This is a genomic window from Borreliella carolinensis (assembly GCF_032595855.2).
In the GTDB taxonomy this organism is placed as follows: domain Bacteria; phylum Spirochaetota; class Spirochaetia; order Borreliales; family Borreliaceae; genus Borreliella; species Borreliella carolinensis.
The window spans coordinates 98,676-120,499 of record NZ_CP132453.1 but is presented as its reverse complement, the minus strand read 5'-3'; the positions used below and the strand labels follow the sequence as shown (position 1 = coordinate 120,499).

Annotated in this window: 23 protein-coding genes; 19 read left to right on the top strand and 4 right to left on the bottom strand. The window is 29.1% G+C overall.

All coding sequences use genetic code 11. The features are described 5' to 3' along the window. Positions 1 to 26 precede the first annotated feature (26 nt). The 6 genes from rpsB to rseP are packed head-to-tail and all read left to right on the top strand — an operon-like array spanning position 27 to position 5,112. Complete coding sequence (rpsB, locus tag QIA46_RS00605; protein ID WP_002656067.1) at positions 27 to 809, top strand: 30S ribosomal protein S2; 783 nt, start codon at positions 27 to 29, stop codon at positions 807 to 809. Positions 810 to 812: 3 nt separating this feature from the next. Further along, positions 813 to 1,652, top strand: coding sequence for a translation elongation factor Ts (gene tsf / locus QIA46_RS00600; protein WP_317268079.1), 840 nt, complete (start codon positions 813 to 815; stop codon positions 1,650 to 1,652). 37 nt (positions 1,653 to 1,689) lie between these two features. Beyond that, positions 1,690 to 2,244 (top strand): ribosome recycling factor, encoded by a 555-nt coding sequence (gene frr / locus QIA46_RS00595; RefSeq protein ID WP_317268078.1) that lies wholly within the window; start codon positions 1,690 to 1,692, stop codon positions 2,242 to 2,244. Positions 2,245 to 2,248: 4 nt separating this feature from the next. After that, positions 2,249 to 2,941 carry a polyprenyl diphosphate synthase gene (gene uppS, locus QIA46_RS00590; protein WP_317268077.1) on the top strand — a complete coding sequence of 231 codons (693 nt, stop codon included), beginning with the start codon at positions 2,249 to 2,251 and terminating at the stop codon, positions 2,939 to 2,941. Then, on the top strand, positions 2,931 to 3,794 hold the full coding sequence (locus QIA46_RS00585) for a phosphatidate cytidylyltransferase (protein ID WP_317268557.1): 864 nt from the start codon (positions 2,931 to 2,933) through the stop codon (positions 3,792 to 3,794). The genes uppS and QIA46_RS00585 overlap by 11 nt, the downstream gene beginning before the upstream one ends. Positions 3,795 to 3,813: 19 nt before the next feature. Beyond that, entirely contained in the window at positions 3,814 to 5,112 is a 1,299-nt protein-coding gene (gene rseP / locus QIA46_RS00580) for an RIP metalloprotease RseP (RefSeq protein ID WP_317268076.1), read from the top strand. Positions 5,113 to 5,119: 7 nt separating this feature from the next. Here the strand turns inward: rseP and trhA are convergent, their stop codons facing one another. Then, on the bottom strand, positions 5,120 to 5,821 hold the full coding sequence (trhA, locus tag QIA46_RS00575) for a PAQR family membrane homeostasis protein TrhA (protein WP_317268075.1): 702 nt from the start codon (positions 5,819 to 5,821) through the stop codon (positions 5,120 to 5,122). 201 nt (positions 5,822 to 6,022) lie between these two features. Between trhA and QIA46_RS00570 the strand changes: the two genes are divergently transcribed. The 6 genes from QIA46_RS00570 to dnaB all read left to right on the top strand — a co-directional run bounded on the left by QIA46_RS00570 (position 6,023) and on the right by dnaB (position 10,954). Continuing rightward, positions 6,023 to 7,717 (top strand): PTS transporter subunit EIIC, encoded by a 1,695-nt coding sequence (locus tag QIA46_RS00570; RefSeq protein ID WP_317268074.1) that lies wholly within the window; start codon positions 6,023 to 6,025, stop codon positions 7,715 to 7,717. 138 nt (positions 7,718 to 7,855) lie between these two features. Then, positions 7,856 to 8,275: a 30S ribosomal protein S6 gene (gene rpsF / locus QIA46_RS00565; protein ID WP_317268073.1), complete on the top strand. Its 420-nt coding sequence runs from the start codon at positions 7,856 to 7,858 to the stop codon at positions 8,273 to 8,275. Between the two features lie 14 nt (positions 8,276 to 8,289). Next, positions 8,290 to 8,739, top strand: coding sequence for a single-stranded DNA-binding protein (locus tag QIA46_RS00560; RefSeq protein WP_071892023.1), 450 nt, complete (start codon positions 8,290 to 8,292; stop codon positions 8,737 to 8,739). Between the two features lie 14 nt (positions 8,740 to 8,753). Beyond that, positions 8,754 to 9,044, top strand: a complete 291-nt coding sequence (rpsR, locus tag QIA46_RS00555) for a 30S ribosomal protein S18 (protein WP_014023370.1) — start codon at positions 8,754 to 8,756, stop codon at positions 9,042 to 9,044. Positions 9,045 to 9,061: 17 nt separating this feature from the next. Next, entirely contained in the window at positions 9,062 to 9,562 is a 501-nt protein-coding gene (gene rplI / locus QIA46_RS00550; protein ID WP_317268072.1) for a 50S ribosomal protein L9, read from the top strand. Positions 9,563 to 9,586: 24 nt separating this feature from the next. Next, positions 9,587 to 10,954 (top strand): replicative DNA helicase, encoded by a 1,368-nt coding sequence (dnaB, locus tag QIA46_RS00545; protein WP_317268071.1) that lies wholly within the window; start codon positions 9,587 to 9,589, stop codon positions 10,952 to 10,954. A gap of 3 nt (positions 10,955 to 10,957) precedes the next feature. On the opposite strand, the gene QIA46_RS00540 is transcribed toward dnaB, so the two are convergent. Then, positions 10,958 to 12,322 carry a hypothetical protein gene (locus QIA46_RS00540; protein ID WP_317268070.1) on the bottom strand — a complete coding sequence of 455 codons (1,365 nt, stop codon included), beginning with the start codon at positions 12,320 to 12,322 and terminating at the stop codon, positions 10,958 to 10,960. A 145-nt stretch (positions 12,323 to 12,467) separates the two neighbouring features. Here QIA46_RS00540 and QIA46_RS00535 point away from each other — a divergent pair, with 145 nt between their 5' ends. The 7 genes from QIA46_RS00535 to QIA46_RS00505 all read left to right on the top strand — a co-directional run bounded on the left by QIA46_RS00535 (position 12,468) and on the right by QIA46_RS00505 (position 19,846). Beyond that, the gene (locus QIA46_RS00535; RefSeq protein ID WP_317268069.1) at positions 12,468 to 13,664 is read left to right on the top strand and encodes an acetyl-CoA C-acyltransferase; all 1,197 of its coding nucleotides are present in this window, start codon (positions 12,468 to 12,470) and stop codon (positions 13,662 to 13,664) included. Positions 13,665 to 13,743: 79 nt separating this feature from the next. Continuing rightward, complete coding sequence (locus tag QIA46_RS00530; protein ID WP_317268068.1) at positions 13,744 to 14,754, top strand: peptidylprolyl isomerase; 1,011 nt, start codon at positions 13,744 to 13,746, stop codon at positions 14,752 to 14,754. 37 nt (positions 14,755 to 14,791) lie between these two features. Further along, the gene (nusB, locus tag QIA46_RS00525) at positions 14,792 to 15,220 is read left to right on the top strand and encodes a transcription antitermination factor NusB (protein ID WP_301341965.1); all 429 of its coding nucleotides are present in this window, start codon (positions 14,792 to 14,794) and stop codon (positions 15,218 to 15,220) included. Next, on the top strand, positions 15,207 to 16,874 hold the full coding sequence (locus tag QIA46_RS00520) for a tetratricopeptide repeat protein (protein WP_317268067.1): 1,668 nt from the start codon (positions 15,207 to 15,209) through the stop codon (positions 16,872 to 16,874). The genes nusB and QIA46_RS00520 overlap by 14 nt, the downstream gene beginning before the upstream one ends. After that, positions 16,867 to 17,622, top strand: a complete 756-nt coding sequence (map, locus tag QIA46_RS00515; RefSeq protein WP_317268066.1) for a type I methionyl aminopeptidase — start codon at positions 16,867 to 16,869, stop codon at positions 17,620 to 17,622. The genes QIA46_RS00520 and map overlap by 8 nt, the downstream gene beginning before the upstream one ends. A gap of 66 nt (positions 17,623 to 17,688) precedes the next feature. Then, positions 17,689 to 19,113 carry a DegQ family serine endoprotease HtrA gene (htrA, locus tag QIA46_RS00510; RefSeq protein ID WP_317268065.1) on the top strand — a complete coding sequence of 475 codons (1,425 nt, stop codon included), beginning with the start codon at positions 17,689 to 17,691 and terminating at the stop codon, positions 19,111 to 19,113. Positions 19,114 to 19,252: 139 nt separating this feature from the next. Next, positions 19,253 to 19,846 carry a phosphoribosyltransferase gene (locus QIA46_RS00505; protein WP_301341297.1) on the top strand — a complete coding sequence of 198 codons (594 nt, stop codon included), beginning with the start codon at positions 19,253 to 19,255 and terminating at the stop codon, positions 19,844 to 19,846. Here the strand turns inward: QIA46_RS00505 and QIA46_RS00500 are convergent. Together QIA46_RS00500 and asnS are read right to left on the bottom strand one after the other, a co-directional pair. Continuing rightward, entirely contained in the window at positions 19,843 to 20,364 is a 522-nt protein-coding gene (locus QIA46_RS00500) for a hypothetical protein (RefSeq protein WP_317268064.1), read from the bottom strand. The genes QIA46_RS00505 and QIA46_RS00500 overlap by 4 nt on opposite strands. 22 nt (positions 20,365 to 20,386) lie before the next feature. Beyond that, positions 20,387 to 21,775 (bottom strand): asparagine--tRNA ligase, encoded by a 1,389-nt coding sequence (gene asnS / locus QIA46_RS00495; RefSeq protein WP_317268063.1) that lies wholly within the window; start codon positions 21,773 to 21,775, stop codon positions 20,387 to 20,389. Between the last annotated feature and the right edge of the window lie 49 nt (positions 21,776 to 21,824).

Sequence of the window (21,824 nt, the reverse complement as noted above, 5' to 3'; positions counted from 1 at the left end):
AAAGAGAAGGATAATAGGAGGTTGATTTGGCAATTGTTACGATGAAGAGCCTATTGGAGGCCGGAGTTCATTTTGGTCATCAAGTAAAAAGACTTGATCCTAGGATGAAAAGATTTATTTTTTCTGAGAGAAATGAAATACATATTTTAGATCTTCAAAAGACTTTACAGGGCATTAAAGATTCTTATGAGCTTGTTCAAAGGGTAATAAAAGATGGTAAAAAGGTGCTTTTTGTTGGAACCAAAAAGCAAGCTAGCGAGATAATAGAACAAGAAGCAAGAAGAAGTGATATGCCATATGTGAACAATAGATGGCTTGGGGGCATGCTTTCTAATTTTAATACGATTAGAAAATCTGTTCAAAAATTAAAAAAGCTAGAAAAGATGGAAGTTGATGGAACTTTTGATATGATAAGTAAAAAAGAAATTTCACAACTTAATCGTGAAAAATCAAAATTAGCTAAAAATTTAACAGGTATCAAGGATATGGAAACACTTCCTGGTGCTATTTTTATCATTGATCCTAAGCGAGAACAGATAGCTATTAATGAAGCTAGAAAATTAAAAATCCCCATTATTTCTGTGGTTGATACGAATTGTAATCCAGATGTTATTGATTGTCCAATTCCTGGTAATGATGATGCGATTCGTTCTGTTGCTTTGTTTACCAAAATAATATCTGATGCTATTTTAGAAAGTGATAAAGAGGTTGGTATTCAGATAATTGAAAATTTAAATGAAGAAGATTTGATGAAAGAAATTGAAATTAAAAATGACAAAAGTGATTCTATTGAAGAAAGGGGAGAGTAATTTATGAGCATTATTAGTCCTCAAGATGTAAAAAAACTTCGAGAAGAAACCAATGCCGGTTTTGGAGATTGTAAAAAAGCTTTGTCTGCTGCTGGTGGAGACTTTGAATTGGCTAAAAAGAAACTTAGAGAAATGGGAATTGCATCTGCTGAGAAAAGACTTGATCGAGATGCAAAAGAAGGCAGAGTATTCTCATATTCAAATAATATTCATGCTGGGCTTTTACTTGTTTCTTGTGAAACAGACTTTGTTGCTTTAAATCATAATTTTGTTAATTTTGGAAATTCTTTGATTAAGGAATTGGTAGTAAGCGGGAGAGATTCTTTAACTACTTCTCAAGAGTTAGAGCTTAAAAATTTAGCAGCTACAATAAAAGAAAATATTCAGGTTAAAAAAATTTTTATTACCGAAATTCAATCTAATGAATTTGTAAAAATTTATTTGCATGGTGAACAATCCAAGATTGGTGTTTTAGTCAAATTAAAAGTAGATGATTTTTCTAAAACCGAAGATAAAATGTTTCAAAATTTTGCCATGGATTTGGCTTTGCATGTGGCTGCTTTTGCTCCTGTTTATTTGAAAAATGATGATGTTTGTCCAAATTATATTAAAGAACAAGAAGAAATATTTACTAAACAATTAAAATCTAGTGGTAAGCCAGAAGGTATAGTCAAAGGTATAGTTGCAGGAAAAATCAAAAAACATCTTGCTGAGATTTCTCTTCTTGAACAAAGTTTTGTAAAGAATGATAAAATTACTGTAAAGGAAATGCTTGAAGAGATTTCAAAATCAATTTCAAGCAAGATAGAAATAGTTGAGTTTAAGTATTTAAGAATAGGGTAGATAATGTACTGCTTTTTATCGGCAAGGAGTAGTTTATATGGAAGATTATAGGGCTTTTCTAGATGAAAAGATGAGCAAAGTTCTTTTATCGCTTGATAATGAATATAAAACGTTAAGAACAGGTAGAATTAGTAGCAATATTTTTGATAAAATTTTTATTCAATACCATGGCCAAAGAACACCTATAAACCAGGTGTCAAGTATTAGAATTCCTGAAGCAAGGCTTGTTGTTATTCAGCCTTGGGATAAAAGCATTTTAAATAAAATAGAGCAAGCCATACTTAATTCTGATCTTTCTATGAATCCTTCAAGTGATGGTTCAGTTATTAGAATTAAGGTTCCCGCTTTAACTAGTGAAAGGCGGCAAGAGATTGTAAAGCATGCTAAAAAAATAGCAGAAGAGCATAAAATTTCAACTAGAAATATACGACAGGATTTAAACAATAAGGTTAAAAAGCAAGAAAAAGAATCGGAAATTACAGAGGACAGTTTAAAAAGAATTTTAGATGATATTCAGAAATCTACAGATATTTATATCAAAAAGATTGATTCTATTTTAGAATCTAAAATTCAAGCAATAATGGAAGCTTAAATCCATGAATAAAGGTTCTCTTCCAAGTCATGTTGGAATCATTATGGATGGCAATAGAAGGTGGGCTTTAAGCAAAGGATTGTCTTCTTTGGAGGGTTATAAAGAGGGTCTAAAAAGAGCAAAAGAAATAGTTAAGTATTCTTTAAGGATAGGCATTAAGCATTTATCCTTTTATGTATTTTCTACTGAGAATTGGAAAAGGGATGCTTGCGAGATAGAAAAGTTGATGTTTTTAATTGCTAACTACTTGAGAGCTGAATTTGATTTTTACAAAAAAAATGGAATAAAAATAATAGTTTCAGGAGATGTTGAGTCTTTGAGCGAAGAAGTAAAAAGTTCTATAAAAGATTCTATTAGCTTTTCTAAAAATTTCAATAACCTTATTTTAAATTTAGCAATCAATTATGGGGGTCGCAGTGAAATACTTAGAGCTGTTAAAAAATTTGTTTCAAGTGATTTTGATTTAGATTCTTTAAATGAGAATACTTTTTCCAGTTTTTTGGATAATCCAGAGCTTCCCGATCTTGATCTTTTAATACGTACAGGTGGAAATATTAGAATAAGTAATTTTTTCTTATGGAGGATTGCTTATTCTGAATTGATTTTTTCAAATGTTTTGTGGCCTGAATATTGTGACAATAGATATAGTAAGGATTTGGAATGTTTTCAATTTAGAAAAAGAAATTTTGGGAGATGATTTATTGAGTAAGATTAATAGATTTGCTTTTTTTGCAAGGTTGGGAACATTTCTATTTTTTGTTCCTTTGATTTTATTTTTAATATTTTTTGATTTTAAAAATTATTTATTCCTTAATATTTTAATTTTTATATTTAGTGGTTTTGCGGCAAAAGAAGTTAATGATTTATTAAAATTAAAATTCAAATCGTCAGGACTTTCGAGCATATTATCTTTTTTTTTGGGATTTGTTCCCCCAATTTTAACGTATATCCATTTTAATGTTTTTTATTTAGGCATGAATTTAATATATTACTTGGTTATAGCTTTAGTTTTTAGCAATTGGATTGTTAATTTGGTGTTTATTAAAGAACATGAGATTGGAAATTTTTTGTCTCAAGCATCGTCAATACTTTTTATACTTATATATCCCGGTTCATTAATGTCTTTTACAGTTTCTATTACAACTTTACCTAAGGCGCCATTTTTAATGTTAATACTTTTTGCTATGGTAAGTGGAAATGATACTTTTGCATATCTTTTTGGTTATTTTTTAGGGAAAAACAGTTATCGTCCTACTATTATTAGCCCAAATAAAACATTAATGGGGTTTTTGGGGGGCATTTTGTTTTCTGTGTTTACTGCTATATTTGCAGTGGTTTTTAGATTAATAAATTTAAGCTATGGAGAATCTATTATTTTGGGCATTTTGATTGGAGTTTTTACCATTATTGGCGACTTGTTTGAATCGGGATTAAAACGAAGTGCTGGAGTAAAAGATTCTGGGAAAATTGTTCCTGGTAGAGGTGGGGCCCTTGATTCTATTGACTCTTTTCTTTTGACAGGCCCAATATTTTATTTATACTTATCTTAGTGATTTTTGGAGGGAATTTATGTATATTTTTTTTAGTGTGCTGGCTCTTAGTTTTATAATATTTATTCATGAACTAGGGCACTTTTTATTTGCCAAACTTTTCAAAGTTAAGGTTGAAGTTTTTTCTGTGGGTATAGGCCCCAGCATATTAAAGTTTAAAATTAATAATACTGAGTATAGACTTTCTCCAATTCTTCTAGGAGGATATTGTAAGCTTAAGGGATTTGATCACTTAGAAAAGGAACTTAAAGCAAATAAAGAATTAAAAGCAGATAAAGATTCTTTATTTGGAATTTCACATTTTAAAAAAATTTTAATATATTTTGCAGGTCCTTTATTTAATTTGATTTTTTCATTTGTTGTTTTCATTTTTATAAGTATGGTGGGTGTTGTATATTTTGATTATTCTTCAAGGGTTAGTGTTTTAAATAAAGATTCTTTTTTAAAAGATAAATTTAGAGACGGCGATGTTATATTAAAGGTTAATAATAAAAAAACCGAATATTTTTCTGATTTAAGAAAAATTATTCCTGAGGAAAAATCTACAGTTACATTTGATGTTTTAAGGGAAAAAGAAAATATTACTTTTAAAGAGACTGTTAGTTTGCAAGATTTTTTAAAAGAAATTGGCCCTTGGGTTGATCTTGTGATAGCAGATGTGGTTTTAAATTCGCCTGCTAAGATTGCGGGAATGAAGTCAGGTGACGAAATAATTAGCATTGATAATATTCTTTTGAAAAATAAAAGAGATTTAGATGATCTTCTTAAGAATTTAAATTCTGATGCTGTGGAGATTAAGTTTTCTAGAAATGGAGAGATTTTTTCTTCAAAATTAGTATTTCATGATAAAAATAAGATGATTGGCATATATTTTTCACCGCCTTTAAAAAGGATAGTTAAAGTAGAAAATGTTTCAAGTGCCATTAAAAATTCTTTTTTTAAGGTTATAAATGCTTTGCAAGATATTTTGTATTCTATTTTTTTATTAGTAACAAATTTTTTAAATACCTCTAAGAGTGTATCAGGCCCTGTTGGAATTGTAGGCATTCTCTCTTCATCTTATTCTTTAGGAATATTATATTGGATCAATAGCATTTCTTTTTTGAGCTTAATTCTTGCTGGCATGAATCTATTTTTTATTATAATACCTATTTTTGACGGGGGACAAATTTTTATCAGCTTTATTGAGCTTTTACGTGGAAAAAGATTTAAGGCAAAAACCATTTATTCTTTTTATAGCTTTGGTATTTTTTTTGGGCTATTTCTTTTTGGCTTGGGCCTTTTTAACGATTTGAAAGGTCTTTTTAATATACTTTAAAATTTAATTAAAAATTAGAAATGTATTTTAGCATAAGCCAGAAGTGAGATGCTGATGCGATTATTATTAAAATATGAAATACATCATGCATTTTCATATTAATTGTTGGATTGAATTTTTTACTTAATGCGTATACTATCCCGCCTATTGTATATACTATTCCACCAAAAACTAGCCAAAAAAATCCTTTTCCATTAAGGGCCTTGTAAATGGGTTTAATTTTAAAAAGGATGATCCACCCCATGATTATAAATATAGATCCATTAAACCACCCAGGGCTATTTGTAAATATTGCTTTAAAAATGATTCCAATTATAGCCACACTCCACACTATGCATAAGATTATTATTCCTGATTTGTTTGGCACAAGAATCGCACATGCAGGAGTATATGTTCCTGCTATTAGGATAAATATTGAAATATGATCAAATTTTCTAAATATTTGTTTTAGTTTACTTCCTTTTGGAAATATGTGGTAAAGAGTGCTCATTACATATAATAGGGTCATTGAAAATCCGTAAATAAAAAATACAAGTGCATGTAAATCTTTTTTCTTAAGAGTAGATATTGTAACAAGAATTGTTGTTCCAATAATAGACAAGATAATTCCAAAAAGATGCGATATTGAACTAAAAAGTTCATTTTTTGGTATTTTGCTTGTATTAACATCGCTTAACGAGTAATTTTTAAGTTTATTTTCTCCAGGCACAACTTCACCTCCGTTTTATCATTTATTTATAAAAAATATATAATACATTACTTTAATTATAAGTTTTTCTCAAGATCAAATTAAATCTTACTTGATTTATCTAATCTTATTATTAGGCTTGTTTGATAAGTAGGTTTTTTTTTGCAAAAAAAGCTTTATAATAAATAGTGTTTGCTGAAATTAGCATTGGAGAGGCTTAGCATGATTAATTTTATTAAAATAATTAACTTTTCAAGTTTGCAAAAATTTTCCAAAGCACTGCGAGTGCCCATTTCTATTTTACCAGTTTCGTGTGTATTAATTGGTATTGGATCTGTATTTTCAAATTCTTCTAGTATTGTTTATGTTGATAAGATTTTTATTCAAAATGTTTTAGGCCTAATGAAGGCCATAGGCAATGCTATTCTTTTCAATATGCCCCTAATTTTTTCTATTGGAATTTCTATTGGAGTTGCAAGAATGGGGCAAGGAACAGCGGCTTTGGGGGGTCTTATTGGTTATTTAACATTTAATATTACCGAAAATTATTTTATTGAGACTTTCTCAGGACTTGTTGAGGCAGAGGCAATGTCTTCTGTGGGGCGTATAAATTTTTTGGGTGTTCAAACTTTAAATACGGGAATTGCAGGTTCTTTGGCGGTAGGCCTTGTGGTTGGTTATTTGCATAACAAATTTTATAATATGAAACTTCCAAAACCTTTTAGTTTTTTTTCAGAGTGCCATTTTGTGCCCATAGTAATAATTTTGCCTTTTTGTGTTATTTTGGCTATATTTTTTTGTTTGATTTGGTCAAGTTTTGACAAGTTGATTACATCTTTAGGCGTTTTTGTTTTTAAGTTTGAATATTTTGGCAGTTTTCTTTATGGATTTTTAAATAGGCTTTTATTGCCTTTGGGATTGCATTCTATTTTATCTTTTCCTTTTGAGTTTACTTCTTTGGGAGGAGTAGAGATGGTTAATGGCAATACTGTTAGGGGTCTTAAGAATATATTTTATGAGCAGTTATTAGACCCATCACTTGTTAAATTTTCATCAGGTTTTGCCAAGATTGGCAGCGGATTTTATCTCTCTATTATGTTTGGACTGCCTGGAGCAGCATTAGGGGTTTACAGGGGAATTGTTCATGAAGATAAAAATAAGGTTGCAGCGCTTCTTTTATCTGGGGCTTTGACAGCTTTTTTAACAGGAATAACTGAGCCTTTAGAATTTTTATTTATTTTTACAGCGCCTTTGCTTTATTTTGTTCATGCCGCTTATTCGGGATTTGCATTGTTGATTGCTAATTTTTTTGATGTTACTATTGGCAATACCTTTTCTACTGGATTTTTTGATTTTTTTATGTTTGGAATACTTCAAGGAAATTCTAAGACAAATTGGATTAGTGTATTACCTTTAGGGGTAATATTTTTTGCTCTTTATTATTTTACTTTTAGTTGGCTTTATAGATATTTTGATTTTCAGATATTTGTTACAGACGATCCATTTTTTGAAGGACAAGAAGGCAAGCTAGAGAGTCTGGGGATTGCTCATCTTTTAATTCAGGGTCTTGGTGGATTTGATAATATTACAAAGCTTGATGTTTGTTCTACAAGATTACATGTTGATGTTGTTAATACAGAGCTTGTTAATGATGATTTACTTAAAGAGGCTGGAGTTCTTAAAGTAGCCCTTGTTAATGGTAAGGTCCAGCTTTTTTACGGAACTAATGTTTATTATATCAAAAAGGCTATTGATACTTATTCTCCAAAGAGTCTTTTTGAAGCCAGTGTTATGGTTGCAGTTGATAATGTAAAAAAAGGCTTTAAGACTTATATTGAAATGAAAGAAGACAAAAAACTTGAAAAGCAAGGCAAATCGGGAAAAACTTATAAGATTAGCGAATTAGAAGAAGATTAAGGATTAAGATTATTTTTTAGTTACCTTTTGTGTTATAAAAAGTTTTTATTGTTGAAAAAAATTGGTCTCTTTTATATACTAACTAAGTAACCTTTGTTGCATATTTTGCAATGCGATAGACCATAAGGAGTTTTAGTAATGATTAAAAGATATGAGGCATGTTTTTTGTTTAAAAGTGAAGAAATTGAATATAAAGGTTCTTTAGAAGAGGTTAAAAAATCTTTAGAATTTTTTGGTGCAACCGAGATTGTTAGCAATTTTATTGGAGAGAGGGCCTTAGAATATCCCATCAAAAAGCAGGCTAGAGGTCGTTATGAAATAATAGAATTTAATATGGAAGGTAATAACTTGAAAGAACTTGAATCAAAGCTTAAGTTAATTAAAAATTTGCTTAGGTATATGATTTTGGTTAAAATAGTTAGAAAGATTAATACTAAAAAAATCAAAAGAAGAAATTTTAGAGAATTTAGAGATAATGTTGACAAAGACAGCCTTAAAGGCGCCTCTAAAGTTGAAGCAACAACAGGTTCTGAAAGTACAGATATTCAGGAAAAATAAGAGGGTTTTAAAGAGTGGCTGATATTAATTCATTGGTATTGTCTGGTAGGCTTACAAAAGATTCTGAGCTTTCTTATACAGAAAGTGGCATGGCTGTTCTTAGGTTTTCTGTAGCTAATAATAGAAGAATGAAGAAAAATGATGAATGGATTGATTATCCACAATATTTTGATTGTGTTATTTTTTCAAAAAGAGCCGAAAGTCTCAACGATTATTTGAAAAAGGGCAAACAAGTTGTGGTAAGTGGATCTCTTAAATATGAAAGCTGGCAAGATAGGAATACTGGTGACAAGAGAAGTAAGGTAAATATATTTGTAGATAATTTGCAAATGTTTAGTTCAGGTTCTAATACTGTGCAAATGCAAGATTCAGATATTAATAGTTTGACAAATCATAAAAAAGAAGATGTAGTTAAGGATATTGATATTGTTGATGATAAATTTAACGAAGATATACCTTTTTAATGGAGTTTAAGTTTATGTATAAAGATAGAGATGCAAATCAAAGAGATTCAAGATTTGAAAATCAGCAGGATGGTTTTAAGAAAAATTCAAATTTCAGATTTTTTAAGAGAAAGTCATGTAAATTTTGTGATTCTGGCAAACATCCTGATTATAAGGATTTTGATTTTCTTAAAAAGTTTATTACCGAACAAGGTAAAATTTTACCCAAAAGAATTACTGGAACTTCTGCTAAGCATCAAAGGCGTTTGGCATTAGAAATTAAACGGGCAAGATATATGGCTTTGTTGCCTTTCGTGAAAAAATAATTATTTGGGGGATAATTATGAAAGTGATTTTAAAGGAAGATTTTATTAATCTTGGAAAAGAAGGAGATACTGTAGAGGTAAGAGATGGATTTGCAAGAAACTATTTGCTGCCCAAAGGTTTTGCAGTTTTTTCAAATAAACATAATATTGAAATTTTTAATCAAAAAAGAAGATCAATATTAAAAAAGCAAGAAACAAAAAGGCAAATGGCCAATGATTTGAAATCTAAGCTTGATCTTGTTAAATTAGAATTTTTCATGAAATCTAATGATTCTGGCAAATTGTTTCATAGTGTTAACAGTTTAAATATTGCTGATGAACTTTTAAAACTTGGCTTTGATATAGAGAGAAAAAAAATAGATATACATCATGGGACTTTAAAGGCTTTTGGAACTTATGATGTGACAATTAAGCTTTATGAGGGTATTAGTTCTATTATTAAAGTAGAGATAAAAAAAGAAAAAAAGCAAGAGGATGAAAAGTCTTTAAATAAAAAGTTAAATAAAACAGATGATTAGGTTTGGAAAGAAAGGGTGTAGTTTGTGGCTTTAGCAGCTTTTTCAAATTCTGCACTTCTTTTTAATGATGGTGCAGAAAAAGCGGTAATTTCTAGTATATTTTATAATTCAGATAAATTAGAGCAAATTGCTTTTCATGTAAGAGCTGATGATTTTTACAATGAAACTCACAAGTTGATTTTCAAAGCAATGGTTTCGCTTTATGAAAAAAGGGAAAATATTGATCCTATTACTGTTTTTGAAGAAGTATCTAAGCACGTTTCAAAAAACCAACTTTTGATTAAAAAAGATTTAATCAATTTGCCGGATTATTTGGATTCTCTTTCAGTTTATTTGCCAACAGATAGAACTATAAATGTTTATGCAAAGATTATAAAAGAGCAGAGTGTTCGCAGAAGTATTTTAAATGTTTCTAAAGAACTTAATGATTATATAAGTGATTCTACAAAATCTATTAACGAGGTTGTTGAAGAGTCTCAACAAAAGATTCTTTCAATTGAATTGGATTATTCTAGTAAAAACCTCTATCATGCTAAAGTTATTGCAGAGCGTGTTCATAATGAGATATATGAGCGCAGTATGAAGAAAAAAGAAGCAAATTTTGGCATTCCAAGTGGCTTTAGAAAGGTTGACTCTCTTATTGGGGGGTTTAGAAATAGTGATTTTATTATAGTTGGTGCTCGTCCTAGCATCGGTAAAACGGCATTTGCTTTAAATATTGCTTCAGCTATAGCATTGAGAAAAGAAGGAAAGAAAAAAGTAGGATTTTTTTCTCTTGAGATGACTGCAGATGCTTTAATAAAAAGAATAATATCTTCTCAATCTTGTATTGATAGCTTTAAAGTTCAAAATAGCATTTTAACTGGACAAGAGATAAAATCATTAAATGATATTGTAAATGAGATTAGTGATTCTGAGCTTTATATTGAAGATACTCCCAATATTAGTTTGCTAACTTTAGCAACTCAAGCTAGAAAACTTAAGAGATTTTATGGTATAGATATAATATTTGTTGATTATATCAGTTTGATTTCTTTTGAAACAAAAAATCTTCCAAGACATGAACAAGTTGCTTCGATTAGTAAATCTCTCAAAGAGCTTGCTAGAGAGCTTGAAATTCCTATTGTTGCATTATCTCAGCTTACAAGAGATACAGAAGGGCGCGAACCTAATCTTGCCAGCTTAAGGGAATCAGGAGCATTAGAGCAAGATGCCGATATTGTAATTTTACTTCACAGGGATAAGGATTTTAAATTTGAGTCTTCTGCTGAGATAGAGCCAATAGAAACTAAGGTTATTGTAGCAAAACATAGAAATGGCCCTACGGGTAGGGCAGATATATTATTTTTACCACACATTACTAAGTTTGTTAATAAAGACCATCAGTATTAGTTATTATTTAACTACTAATCCAATTCCTAAATAATTAAAGTTAATAGAATGTTTTTCTAATTTTTTTTCATCTAAGCTATAAGCTATAGGAATATAACTAACTTTTGAATATATTTTGAAAATATACTCGGTATTGCGGTATTTTAGCATTTTGAACAAAAATCCTAATTCATTTTCAATTCCAACTTGAAGAATATTTTTTATTCTTATTGGTCTGAAGATGCTTTTAATATCTTGGTTATTTTGATTATAGGCAAAAAATAATCCCGAAATTATGTAAGGATTGAATGTTTTTTGTGGTAAAAATTCATACATGATGCCTGATGATAATTGATTTGTAAAGCTATTAGTTTCATTATAATTAGTGTAATAATTTGTTGATATTGAAAAGTAATTGTTGATGTTTTCATTTATTTTATAAAATAATGAATTTCTTATTTTTAATGGGATCATAATGTCAAATCCAAAGTAAAAATTATTACTTACAATATTAAATTCATTATTTGACTCTGATATTTTTGGGTATTCTTCAGGTGTAATGATTATTCCAAATCCTCCAACGCTTAAGAAATTTTCTTTGGTTGAAAAATTTTTAATGTTTAAATTATTGGTTATGAAAAAATTTTTAGAGTAAAATTGATAATTTATTCCAATCCCTGTTTCTGCTTCTTGTATTTTTGAATATGTTTTAAGGCTTTTAATTTGGTTTTGAATTTGAGAGTAGAATTTTATATCAAATCCAATATTTTCATTTTTTAACGTAATTCCAATACTGTTTTTGATAAAATAATCTGCAAAATAGGATAAATCCATATAATTTTCTAAATTTAAAAAATTCATGTATGAGTAATTTATAGCAAAGCTTAAAAATCCTCTATAATTGTAGCTATCGTAGCTTTTTATACTTGGAATTGGGCGGCGTTGATTTAAAATGAGATGAATTATGTTTTGCATTAAGTGCCCTCCCCAGTCTCCAAATAATAAGTTTTTAACCCCAATTCCCAAATCTATTTCTCCAAAATTTTTTCCATTAATTAGCAATAAGATTGGGAAATAATACATGAAACCTATTTCAATTAGGTCTGTTCTACTTATTAAAGATTTTGGTGAGTCTTTATAACCTCTATAAGTTAACATGTGTGCTTCTAAATTGATTATAAAATTGTATTTTGAGGCATAGGTAAAAATTAGAGATCCACTTCTCAAATCATCAAAAAAATCGCTTAATGAAAATCCGAATCCATCATTTAGCATTTCAAAATAATATTTGTCAATACCTTCATTTTTATATTGAATTGCATAATTATAAGAATAAACTTTTAAAGCAGAAATTATAAATATTATTAAAAACTTTTTTTTAAACTGCATTTTAAAATTATAGCATTTTAGTTTATTTATTAAATAATTCAGATTAAATAATTAAATGGTTTATTTTTATTAAATAAACTTAGTTTTTATAGTGATTATTGTATTGTATAATTCAATAGAGTTTACTAAGACTTTAGGAGTAATTGTGATAAAAAAAGTAGCTATTATTGATGGACTTAGGACCCCTAATTTCAAGTTTGGAGGTTCTTTTAGGGGTTTGAACATTATTGATGAATCTTCAAAAGTTGTTAAAGCTTTATTTGAAAGAAATAAGTTATGTGAAGTGGATGAGGTGATTATTGGCAATGTAATATCTGCAGGACTTGGTCAAAATATTGCAAGACAAATTGCTTTAAAGTCTGTTTTGGGCGATGCTGTGCCTGCATTTAGCGTTAATAAAGTTTGTGGTTCTGGTCTTAAGGCTTTAGAGCTTGCATTTAATTCTATTGCTCTTGGGGACAATGATATTGTTCTAGCTGGGGGGGTAGAAGATCTAACCAATTCTCCTTATTTATTACCCAGAAAGATTAGATTTGATGGCCTTAAATTTGGTAATTTTGGGCTTGAAGATTCAATCCAAAAAGATGCTTTAATAGATTCTCTAAATTTTATTTCCATGGGGCTTACTGCAGAAAATCTCTCAGAAAAATATAAAATAACAAGGGAAATGCAAGATGAATTTGCATATAATTCTCATGAAAAGGCATTAAAGGCAAGAAAACTTGGATATTTTGAAGATGAAATTTATCCCCTGACTGTTTTTGATAAGAAGACCAACTCTAGCCGGATTATCTCAAGTGATGAGGAAATAAGAGATAATTTAACTTTAAATAAGTTAGCATCTCTTAATCCTGTTTTTAAAGAATCGGGTACAGTAACTGCCGGAAATTCCTCTAGTTTAAATGATGGGGCTTGTTTTTTAATTTTGGCAAGCGAGGAAAAAGCAAAAAGCTTAGGGGTAAGCCCATTAGCTTATATTGGAGGATTTAAAAGCGTTGGTCTTGATCCGCTTTATATGGGTTTTGGAGCTTATATGGCCATTGAAGGCATTATTAATAAATTAAGTTTGAATCCTAGCGAAATAGATTTGATTGAGGTTAATGAGGCGTTTGCGGCTCAAGCATTAAGCATTGAAAAGACTTTGTTTAAAAAATACAATATAACTAGTGATATTATTAATGTAAATGGCGGCGCTATTGCTTTGGGGCATCCATTTGCAGTTAGTGGTTCAAGAATTTTATTAACACTTTCTCGATCTATGAAAATGCAGAATAAAACAAAAGGAATAGCATCTATTTGTATTGGCGGTGGACAAGGAATTTCTAGTTTTTTGTATAGATGAAAATGTTTTATTAACTAGATTTAAATGTAAAATTTTGTTAAATTAGTGGGTAAGTGATTCGTTAATAAGAGGTTATGTTATGAAGAGTTTTTTATTTTGGGTAATATTAGGAATTGTGGGGATTAATTCTTTTGCTCAAAATACTCCTATTGCTATTATTAATTTACATAAGAATGAAATTATTACTAAAACCGGGTTTGATTCTAAGGTTGATATATTTAAAAAGACTCAAGGTAGAGACTTAACTTCTGCTGAGAAAAAGCAAGTTTTGCAAGTTTTAATAGCAGATGTTCTTTTTAGCCAAGAGGCTTCAAAACAAGGAATTAAAATTTCAGATGATGAGGTTATGCAAACAATTAGAACTCAATTTGGACTTGTGAATTTTACTGATGAGCAAATCAAGCAGATGATAGAAAAACAAGGTACAAATTGGGTCGAGCTTTTGTCTTCAATGAAAAGATCACTCTCTTCCCAAAAACTTGTTTTAAAGCAAGCTCAACCAAAGTTTTCTGAAATTAAAACTCCTAGTGAGAAAGAAATTATTGAGTATTATGAGGCCAATAAAACTAAATTTGTAAATCCCGATATTTCAAGAGTTAGTCATGTATTTTTTTCTACTAAAGATAAAAAAAGATCAGATGTTTTAGATCAAGCAAAAAATATTTTAAGCCAAATAAGATCAAAAAAAATTACTTTTGAAGAAGCTGTGAGAAAATATTCAAACGATGAGTCTTCTAAGGCTAAAAATGGCGATCTTGGGTTTTTGTCAAGGGGTGATCAAGGTGCTCAAAATCTTCTTGGAGCCGATTTTGTGAAAGAAGTTTTTAATTTTAATAAGGGTGATATATCTTCGCCTATTGCTTCAAAGGAGGGGTTTCATATCATTAAGGTTACAGAAAAATATGCTCAGAGATTTTTAGGGTTGAATGATAAAGTATCTCCTACTGCAGATTTGATTGTTAAAGATGCAATAAGAAATAACATGATTAATGTTCAACAACAGCAAATTGTTGTTCAGGTGCAGCAAGATATGTATGGCAAGCTTAATAAGTCTGCAAATATACAAATCTTGGATTCTAGTCTAAAATAAAACATATTTTTATTTATATAATTTTATTATGGATTTAATGCATGAAATTAGAGTTTTAGCTTTTCAAAAGATTTATAGCGTTGATATTAATCAAAGTGCAATGGATGATATTTTTGATATTTTTAATATTGAAGATAAAGGATTGGACATAGAAAGTGAATCTATTAAATCGTTTTATTCTTCTTTAGTAAATGGTACTTTTAATAATTTAGAGCATATTGATAGTTTGATTGGGGATATTTCTTTGAATTGGTCTTTAGATCGTATGGATAAAGTTGATCTTGCAATACTTAGAATGAGCGTTTATTCTTTGAAGTTCCAAAATTTTAAAAATTCAAAACGCGCTGTAATTGATGAGGCAATTTTGATTGCTAAGAAATATGGCAGTAAAAACTCTTACAAGTTTATAAATGGTATACTTGATGCTTTACTTAAAAATATGGAGAGTTGTATTGAAAAAAAATAAAACTTTAGTGTTCATTTTATTATTCTTATTATCGGTTTTTTTAGGGAGTTTTTATTTATATTTTGATCCCAATATTTTATACCTTTTAAAAGGTGAGAAAGATTTTAGCAAGCTTATTATGGGGATTGATTTTTATATTGATAAAAAAAAATTCACTGATGCTAAAAAAGCAATGCTATTTTCATCATATTATGCTAATACTGAATTTAAATGGCTAGCCCTTGTTAAAAGAGCTAAGCTTTGGGCTTTAAATACGGGTGATTATCATCTTATGGGGGAGATAGTAAATCTTGGTGTTAAAGTTTTGCCGGGGAATTTGAAGCTAAGAGCTTTGGAAGTTTATTCTAAGCTTAAAATTGGGCTTTTAAAAGACGCTTATAGAATTGCAAATCAATATCTTTTAAATAGCGAAGAATATCAAGGGCTTTATGATGAAGTTTTTATTAAAAATTTAAGCGTAAATAATGGGGTTTTAGATTTTAACAAATTTATTGATAAAATCTATAAAGAAAGGGATGCTCGTATTTTTGAAGAGGTAGGTTTAAATCTTAAAAATAATGCATTTTTAATAAATGCAATGCTTTTGTATATAGAGAAAAAAAACATAGATGCCGCTAAGCGTGTACTTTCCAAAATTAAAGAAGACAAAAATTTTTTAAAAGAGCTTGCATATATTTCATATAATCTTAATGATTTGGATTTTACAATTTCCAATCTTAAGTTCATTAAAAATGAAGAAGACCCCACTTTGCTTTTTTTGCTTGCCGATGCTTATTTCAAAAAAGGAGATATTAAGAATGCTAAAAATGAATATTTAAAGCTTTATACAAAATTTCCTAATTACAATGTTCTTGTTTATTTAAATCTTGCACTCATAGCTAATAGTGAGAATGATCATAAAAGAGCGATTTCTTATTTAAATAAGGCTAATGAGGTGTTTAAAGATAATAAGATGATAAATTATTATTTAGCAAACATATACTTTAGAATTAAAAATTATTTTAAAGCTAATGAAATCATAGCTAATTACAAGGAAGATCCGTTATTTTTTAAACTTTATTTTGCATTAAATTATGCAAATTCTAAGTATGAGGCAAAAAAATCTTATTTGTGGCGACTATTTTATAAGACTGAGTACAATTCTAGTGTTGCACAATTTTTGGCTTGGAATTTGCTGCTTTATTCAGATTTAAAGGACCTAGATTTATTTTTTAGAATTTATAATTTTTCTGAAAATAAACAGGATTGGTATGATTTTTATAAATTTTATTATTATTTCCTTAAGAGAGATTTTATTAGTTCAAAAAAGATAATTTTTGACAATAAATCTCAAAAATATATGTTTGGAATTTATTATAATCTTGGAGTTTTAAGCTTTTCTGAAAAAGATTATAAAGAAGCGGAAAAATATTTTAATAAAGGAATATCTTTATTGCCTAGTAGTTTTTATGATAAAGATTCTAGTACTAACCATGAACGTGAGATTGTATCAAAAATCTACCTAAAACAAGGAATTAATTATCTTTATTTGGGAAAAATGGAAAAAGGCAAAGAGTCTATTTTGGCTTCTTATTCTTTTTACGAAACTGATGAAGGAAGGCTTTATAAAAATATGATAGATACACTCAGAGAAAGGAAGTTGAATTTTGACTAAACTAAGATTGAAATCTAAAGATGAGATTAAAAAAATAAAAGCTTCAGCAAACTTGTTGGCACTTACTTTGTTAGAAGTTGAGAGAAATATTATTCCTGGTATTAGTACTAAGGAGCTTGATTTGATAGCCTATGATTTTATTATTAAAAATCGAGCTAAGCCCGCTTTTAAGGGATATCGTGGGTTTAGGGGCACTATTTGTGCATCTGTTAATGAAGAGGTTATTCATGGCATTCCCGGAAAAAGAAAATTAGCTGTTGGGGATATTGTTAGTATTGATTGTGGAGTTATTCTTGATGGGTTTTATAGCGATATGGCAAAAACTTTTAAAGTGGGGAATGTGGATCCTGGTATTGATAAGCTTTTAGAAGTTACAAATGCTTCTCTTTACAAGGGTATTGCTGAAATGAAAGTGGGAAATAGAATTTTAGATATATCAAAGGCAATAGAAGGTTATATAAAGCCCTTTGGTTTTGGAATAGTTAGAGAATATACAGGTCATGGTGTTGGATTTCAGCTTCACGAAGAACCAAGTGTTCCAAATTATTATGCACCTTTTTTTAAAAATATTAGAATTCAAGAGGGTATGGTTTTGGCTATTGAGCCTATGGTAAACTTAAAGGGGCACGAGGTTTCAATAAAAAGTGATGGTTGGACTGTTTTTGCATCTGATCTTAGTTGTTCTGCACATTTTGAACATACTGTTGCTGTTGTTGATGGATTGCCTTTAATTTTAAGTGAAGTTTAAATTTTAAATTAATCAAATATTTAAATATTTTTTGTAAAATCGAGTAATTATGTGGAGGTTATAAAAGTGGAAAAAAAGTTTTTTTCTGGATTTCTTCTTAGTTTTTTGGCTTTGGGTATTGGGTTTTTTATTGGAATGCATTATTTAGATTCTAATAGAAGCAACATTGTTTTTGCAGAAGAAAAGGACAATACAGTACGAGCCTTGCAAGATTCTTTTAGAGAAGTTTCCAAGAAAATTTTACCATCATCTGTAGAAGTTCATGCAACAGGTGTAATCAAGCAGAGTTTTCCTATTCCATTTTTCTTTTTTGATATGCCAGAATTTGATTCTGAGAGAAAGAGCAATTGGGCAGGGTCTGGAGTAATAATTGGTAGAGATTCTCAAAAAAAATCATTATTTTATGTGGTTACAAATAGTCATGTAGTAGATAAGGCAACCGAACTTGAGGTTGTATCTTATGATAAGAAAAAGCACAAGGCTAAGTTAATTGGCAAAGATGAAAAAAAAGATATTGCACTTATTAGCTTTGAAAGTGATGACGCAACTATTAAAGTAGCTGATCTTGGCGATAGTGATAAGCTTGAAATAGGTGATTGGGTTATGGCAGTAGGCAGTCCTTTTCAATTTAGTTTTACAGTTACAGCAGGTATTGTAAGTGGTTTGCAGCGTTCTGCAAATCCTAATTTGCAATCAAGGAATTTATTTATTCAAACCGATGCTGCAATCAACAGAGGTAATTCAGGTGGTCCTCTTGTAAACATAAAAGGTGAGGTTATTGGAATTAATGCTTGGATAGCTTCAAATTCTGGTGGAAATATTGGGTTAGGTTTTGCAATTCCTGTTAACAATATTAAAAGTACTGTAGATTTTTTCCTTAAAGGTAAAAAAATTGAATCGGCTTGGCTTGGAATTTCTTTTTATCCGTTAAAGACAAGAGATTCTGAGGTGCTAAAAAGCTTGGGGGTTGAAGGTAATGATGTTTCAGCTGCAATTATTGCTTCTCTTTACCCAGGTTCACCCGCTGTTAAGTCGGGGCTTAGGGCAGGAGATATTATTGTGAAGGTTAATGGGGTGTCCATGAGCGTTTTCCAAGATGTTACATCATATATTAGTGATTTTTATGCGGGCGAAAAAGTAAATGTAGAAATTTTAAGAGGTAATATCAAAAAAAATATTGAGATTGTTCTTGCTGTTAGACCTAAGGACAAAGAGCTTTCTTCTTCAAAGATGCTTCCTGGTTTTGTTGTATATCCATTAGTTGAGGATATTAAAGCTCAGCTTAATTTAAGAAATTGGATTAAAGGTGTTGTCGTTGATTATATTGATAAAAATTTAGCACCAAATATTAAGATGAAGTCAGGAGATGTAATTCTTTCTGTAAATTCAAAAAGTGTTTCTAATTTAAGAGAATTTTATGATGCTCTTGAGGTTGGAAAAAATACTTATAAAATTTTAAGAGGAAATGATTCTTTTAAAATTTCATTTTAGTAAGTTTTAATTTTGGGTTAAGAGTTGATCTTAACCCTTTTTGTTTTATGCAATTATTATGCGTTAGTTTGCATTAAAATATTTTGATTAAATAAATTTTATTGTTATTAGAAAAGAATAAAAGGAATAAGTTTTAATTATGAAGAAATATGTTTCTTATGAAGAGATAAGAATTAATGGATTTAAGCTTGCTTATAAAATTTATAAAGATGGATTTATTCCAGATATTATGTATGTTTCTTTGAGAGGAGGAGCCTATCTTGGCAATATTATTAGCGAATTTTTTAAATTTGTAAAAGTAGATAAGCCCCTTTTGTATGCTGCTGTTGTTGCTAGATCTTATGATATTTTTAATGAGCAAAAAAAGATAATGATAGATGGTTGGACTTATGATCCAAAATATTTAAGGGCAGGCGATAAAGTTTTATTTGTTGATGACATTTTTGATACGGGACGTACTATTGTTTATTTGAGAAATGAAGTTTTAAAAAAGGGCATAGAGAGTAAAAATGTTAAAATAGCAGTTTACGATTATAAGGATCATGGATTTGTAGATTATATTCCTGATTATTATGTTAATAAATATTCTAATCAAGAAGAATTAAATACTTGGATTCATTATGGAAATCATGAGTTGACAGGATTAAATGAAGATGAATATAAGAATAGTTTTAAATGTATAGATGATGAACTTAATGAGGTTTTAAGATTTTTGGCAAAAAATAAATCTTAATTATTGTTCTCTATATATTCTATTAAAGTATATCCCTTTGTTTTTAGCATTTTAATAATTATTCCTAGATTATCTTTTAATATTGGGCCGATTAGCATATGAGTTTTTTCGGTTTTAATTGGGAATTTATTATCATTTTTAATTTCTTGAAAGTTATCACCTTTATAGCTAGGATAAACTTTAACATAATTAGTTGTTGCAAAGTTTACATCATTTGCAGTTTTTTGATTTATATTTTTGTCTAAATTTCTGTTGGGATAATTAATTTTTTTTGATTTTTGTATGTATATATTAGAATTTATATTTTCTTCACTATTTGTATCTCTTTTGAAAATTGAATTTTTTTTGATCTTTTTAATTCTTGAGCTTGAGTCGAAAGTTTGAGAATTTTTTTTTATTTTTGTTTCTACGTTTGAAAATAATTCCAATTTATTGTTTAATTTTTCATCTTTTACTGAAAATAATCTTGTTACAAAAAGAAAGAGTAGCATTAGTTTGTAAAGTTTTGTTAATTTCATCTTTTTGTTTCCTTTAGTTTGATTAAAAATAAAGATTTTTAGGAGTTCTTGGGAATGGTATCGAATCTCTTATATTAGATATTCCTGTTGAGTATTGCACCAATCTTTCAAGTCCAAGTCCAAAACCAGAATGAGGAGTCGAGCCAAATCTCCTTAGGTCAAGATACCAGTTTAGATTTTCAATGTTTAGGTTTAATTCTTTTATTCTATTTTCTAATTTTTGCAGGTTATCTTCTCTTTCGCTTCCCCCTATAATCTCTCCAATTCTTGGAACAAGTATGTCCATTGCTTTAACAGTTTTGTTGTCTTTATTTGCTTTCATGTAAAATGCTTTGAAATTTTTTGGATAGTCAATGACCACTACTGGTTTTTTAAAAGTCTTTTCTGTTAAGTATCTTTCGTGATCTGTTTGCAAATCTATTCCCCAGCAGGGCCTTGTTTCAAAATTTTTTTTTGAATTTACAAGAATTTCAATTGCTTTAGTATAGGTAATAACCTCAAAATTTGAATTTATTACATTTTCTAGTTTGTTTATTAAACCTTTTTCAATATAATTTTCCAAAAAATCCATATCTTGTGAGCATTCGTTTAAAATTGAACTTAAAAGATATTTCAAAAGATCTTCTGCTAGTGTAATATTGTCGACAAGCTTATAAAAAGCCATTTCTGGTTCTATCATCCAAAATTCTGAAGCGTGGCGTGTGGTGTTAGAATTTTCTGCTCGAAATGTTGGGCCGAATGTATATATTTTAGATAAAGCCATTGCGTATGCTTCCCCGTGCAATTGCCCGGTGACAGAGAGAAAAGCTTCTTTTCCAAAGAAATCGTCTTTAAAATCAATATTGTTGAGTGTATTGCTTGGTTTATTAAATTTTAGTGTGGAAACCCTAAACATTTCTCCGGCACCTTCTCCATCATTTGATGTAATTATTGGTGTATTAATATAAAAAAAACCATTTTTTTGGAAATATTCATGAATTTTGTATGAAATTTTATTTCTTACCCTAGCAATAGCCCCAAATGTGTTGGTTCGTATTCTTAAATGAGGTATTTCTCTTAAAAATTCAAAAGAATGTCTTTTCTTTTGCAATGGGTAAGTTTCTGGGTCTGTTTCTCCGATTACGTTAAAACTATGTGTTTTTATTTCATAATTTTGACCTTTTGCAGGGCTTTCCACTAATAGGCCTGTTAACGATATGCTTGCTCCGGTTGTTAATTTTTTTAGATCTTTTTCACTAAATTGATTTTCTTCTTCATTTATTACAGCTTGAATTCCTTTAAGTGTTGAGCCGTCATTAATTTCTATAAATCCAATCTTACCATTACTTCTTTTTGTTCTAATCCAGCCGTTTATTGTAACATTGCTGTTTAAAATTGGCTTTTTTAAAATATCTTTAATGCTTGTAAACATTTTATTTATCACCCTAAATATTTATTAATATTGCTAAATCAATTTTATT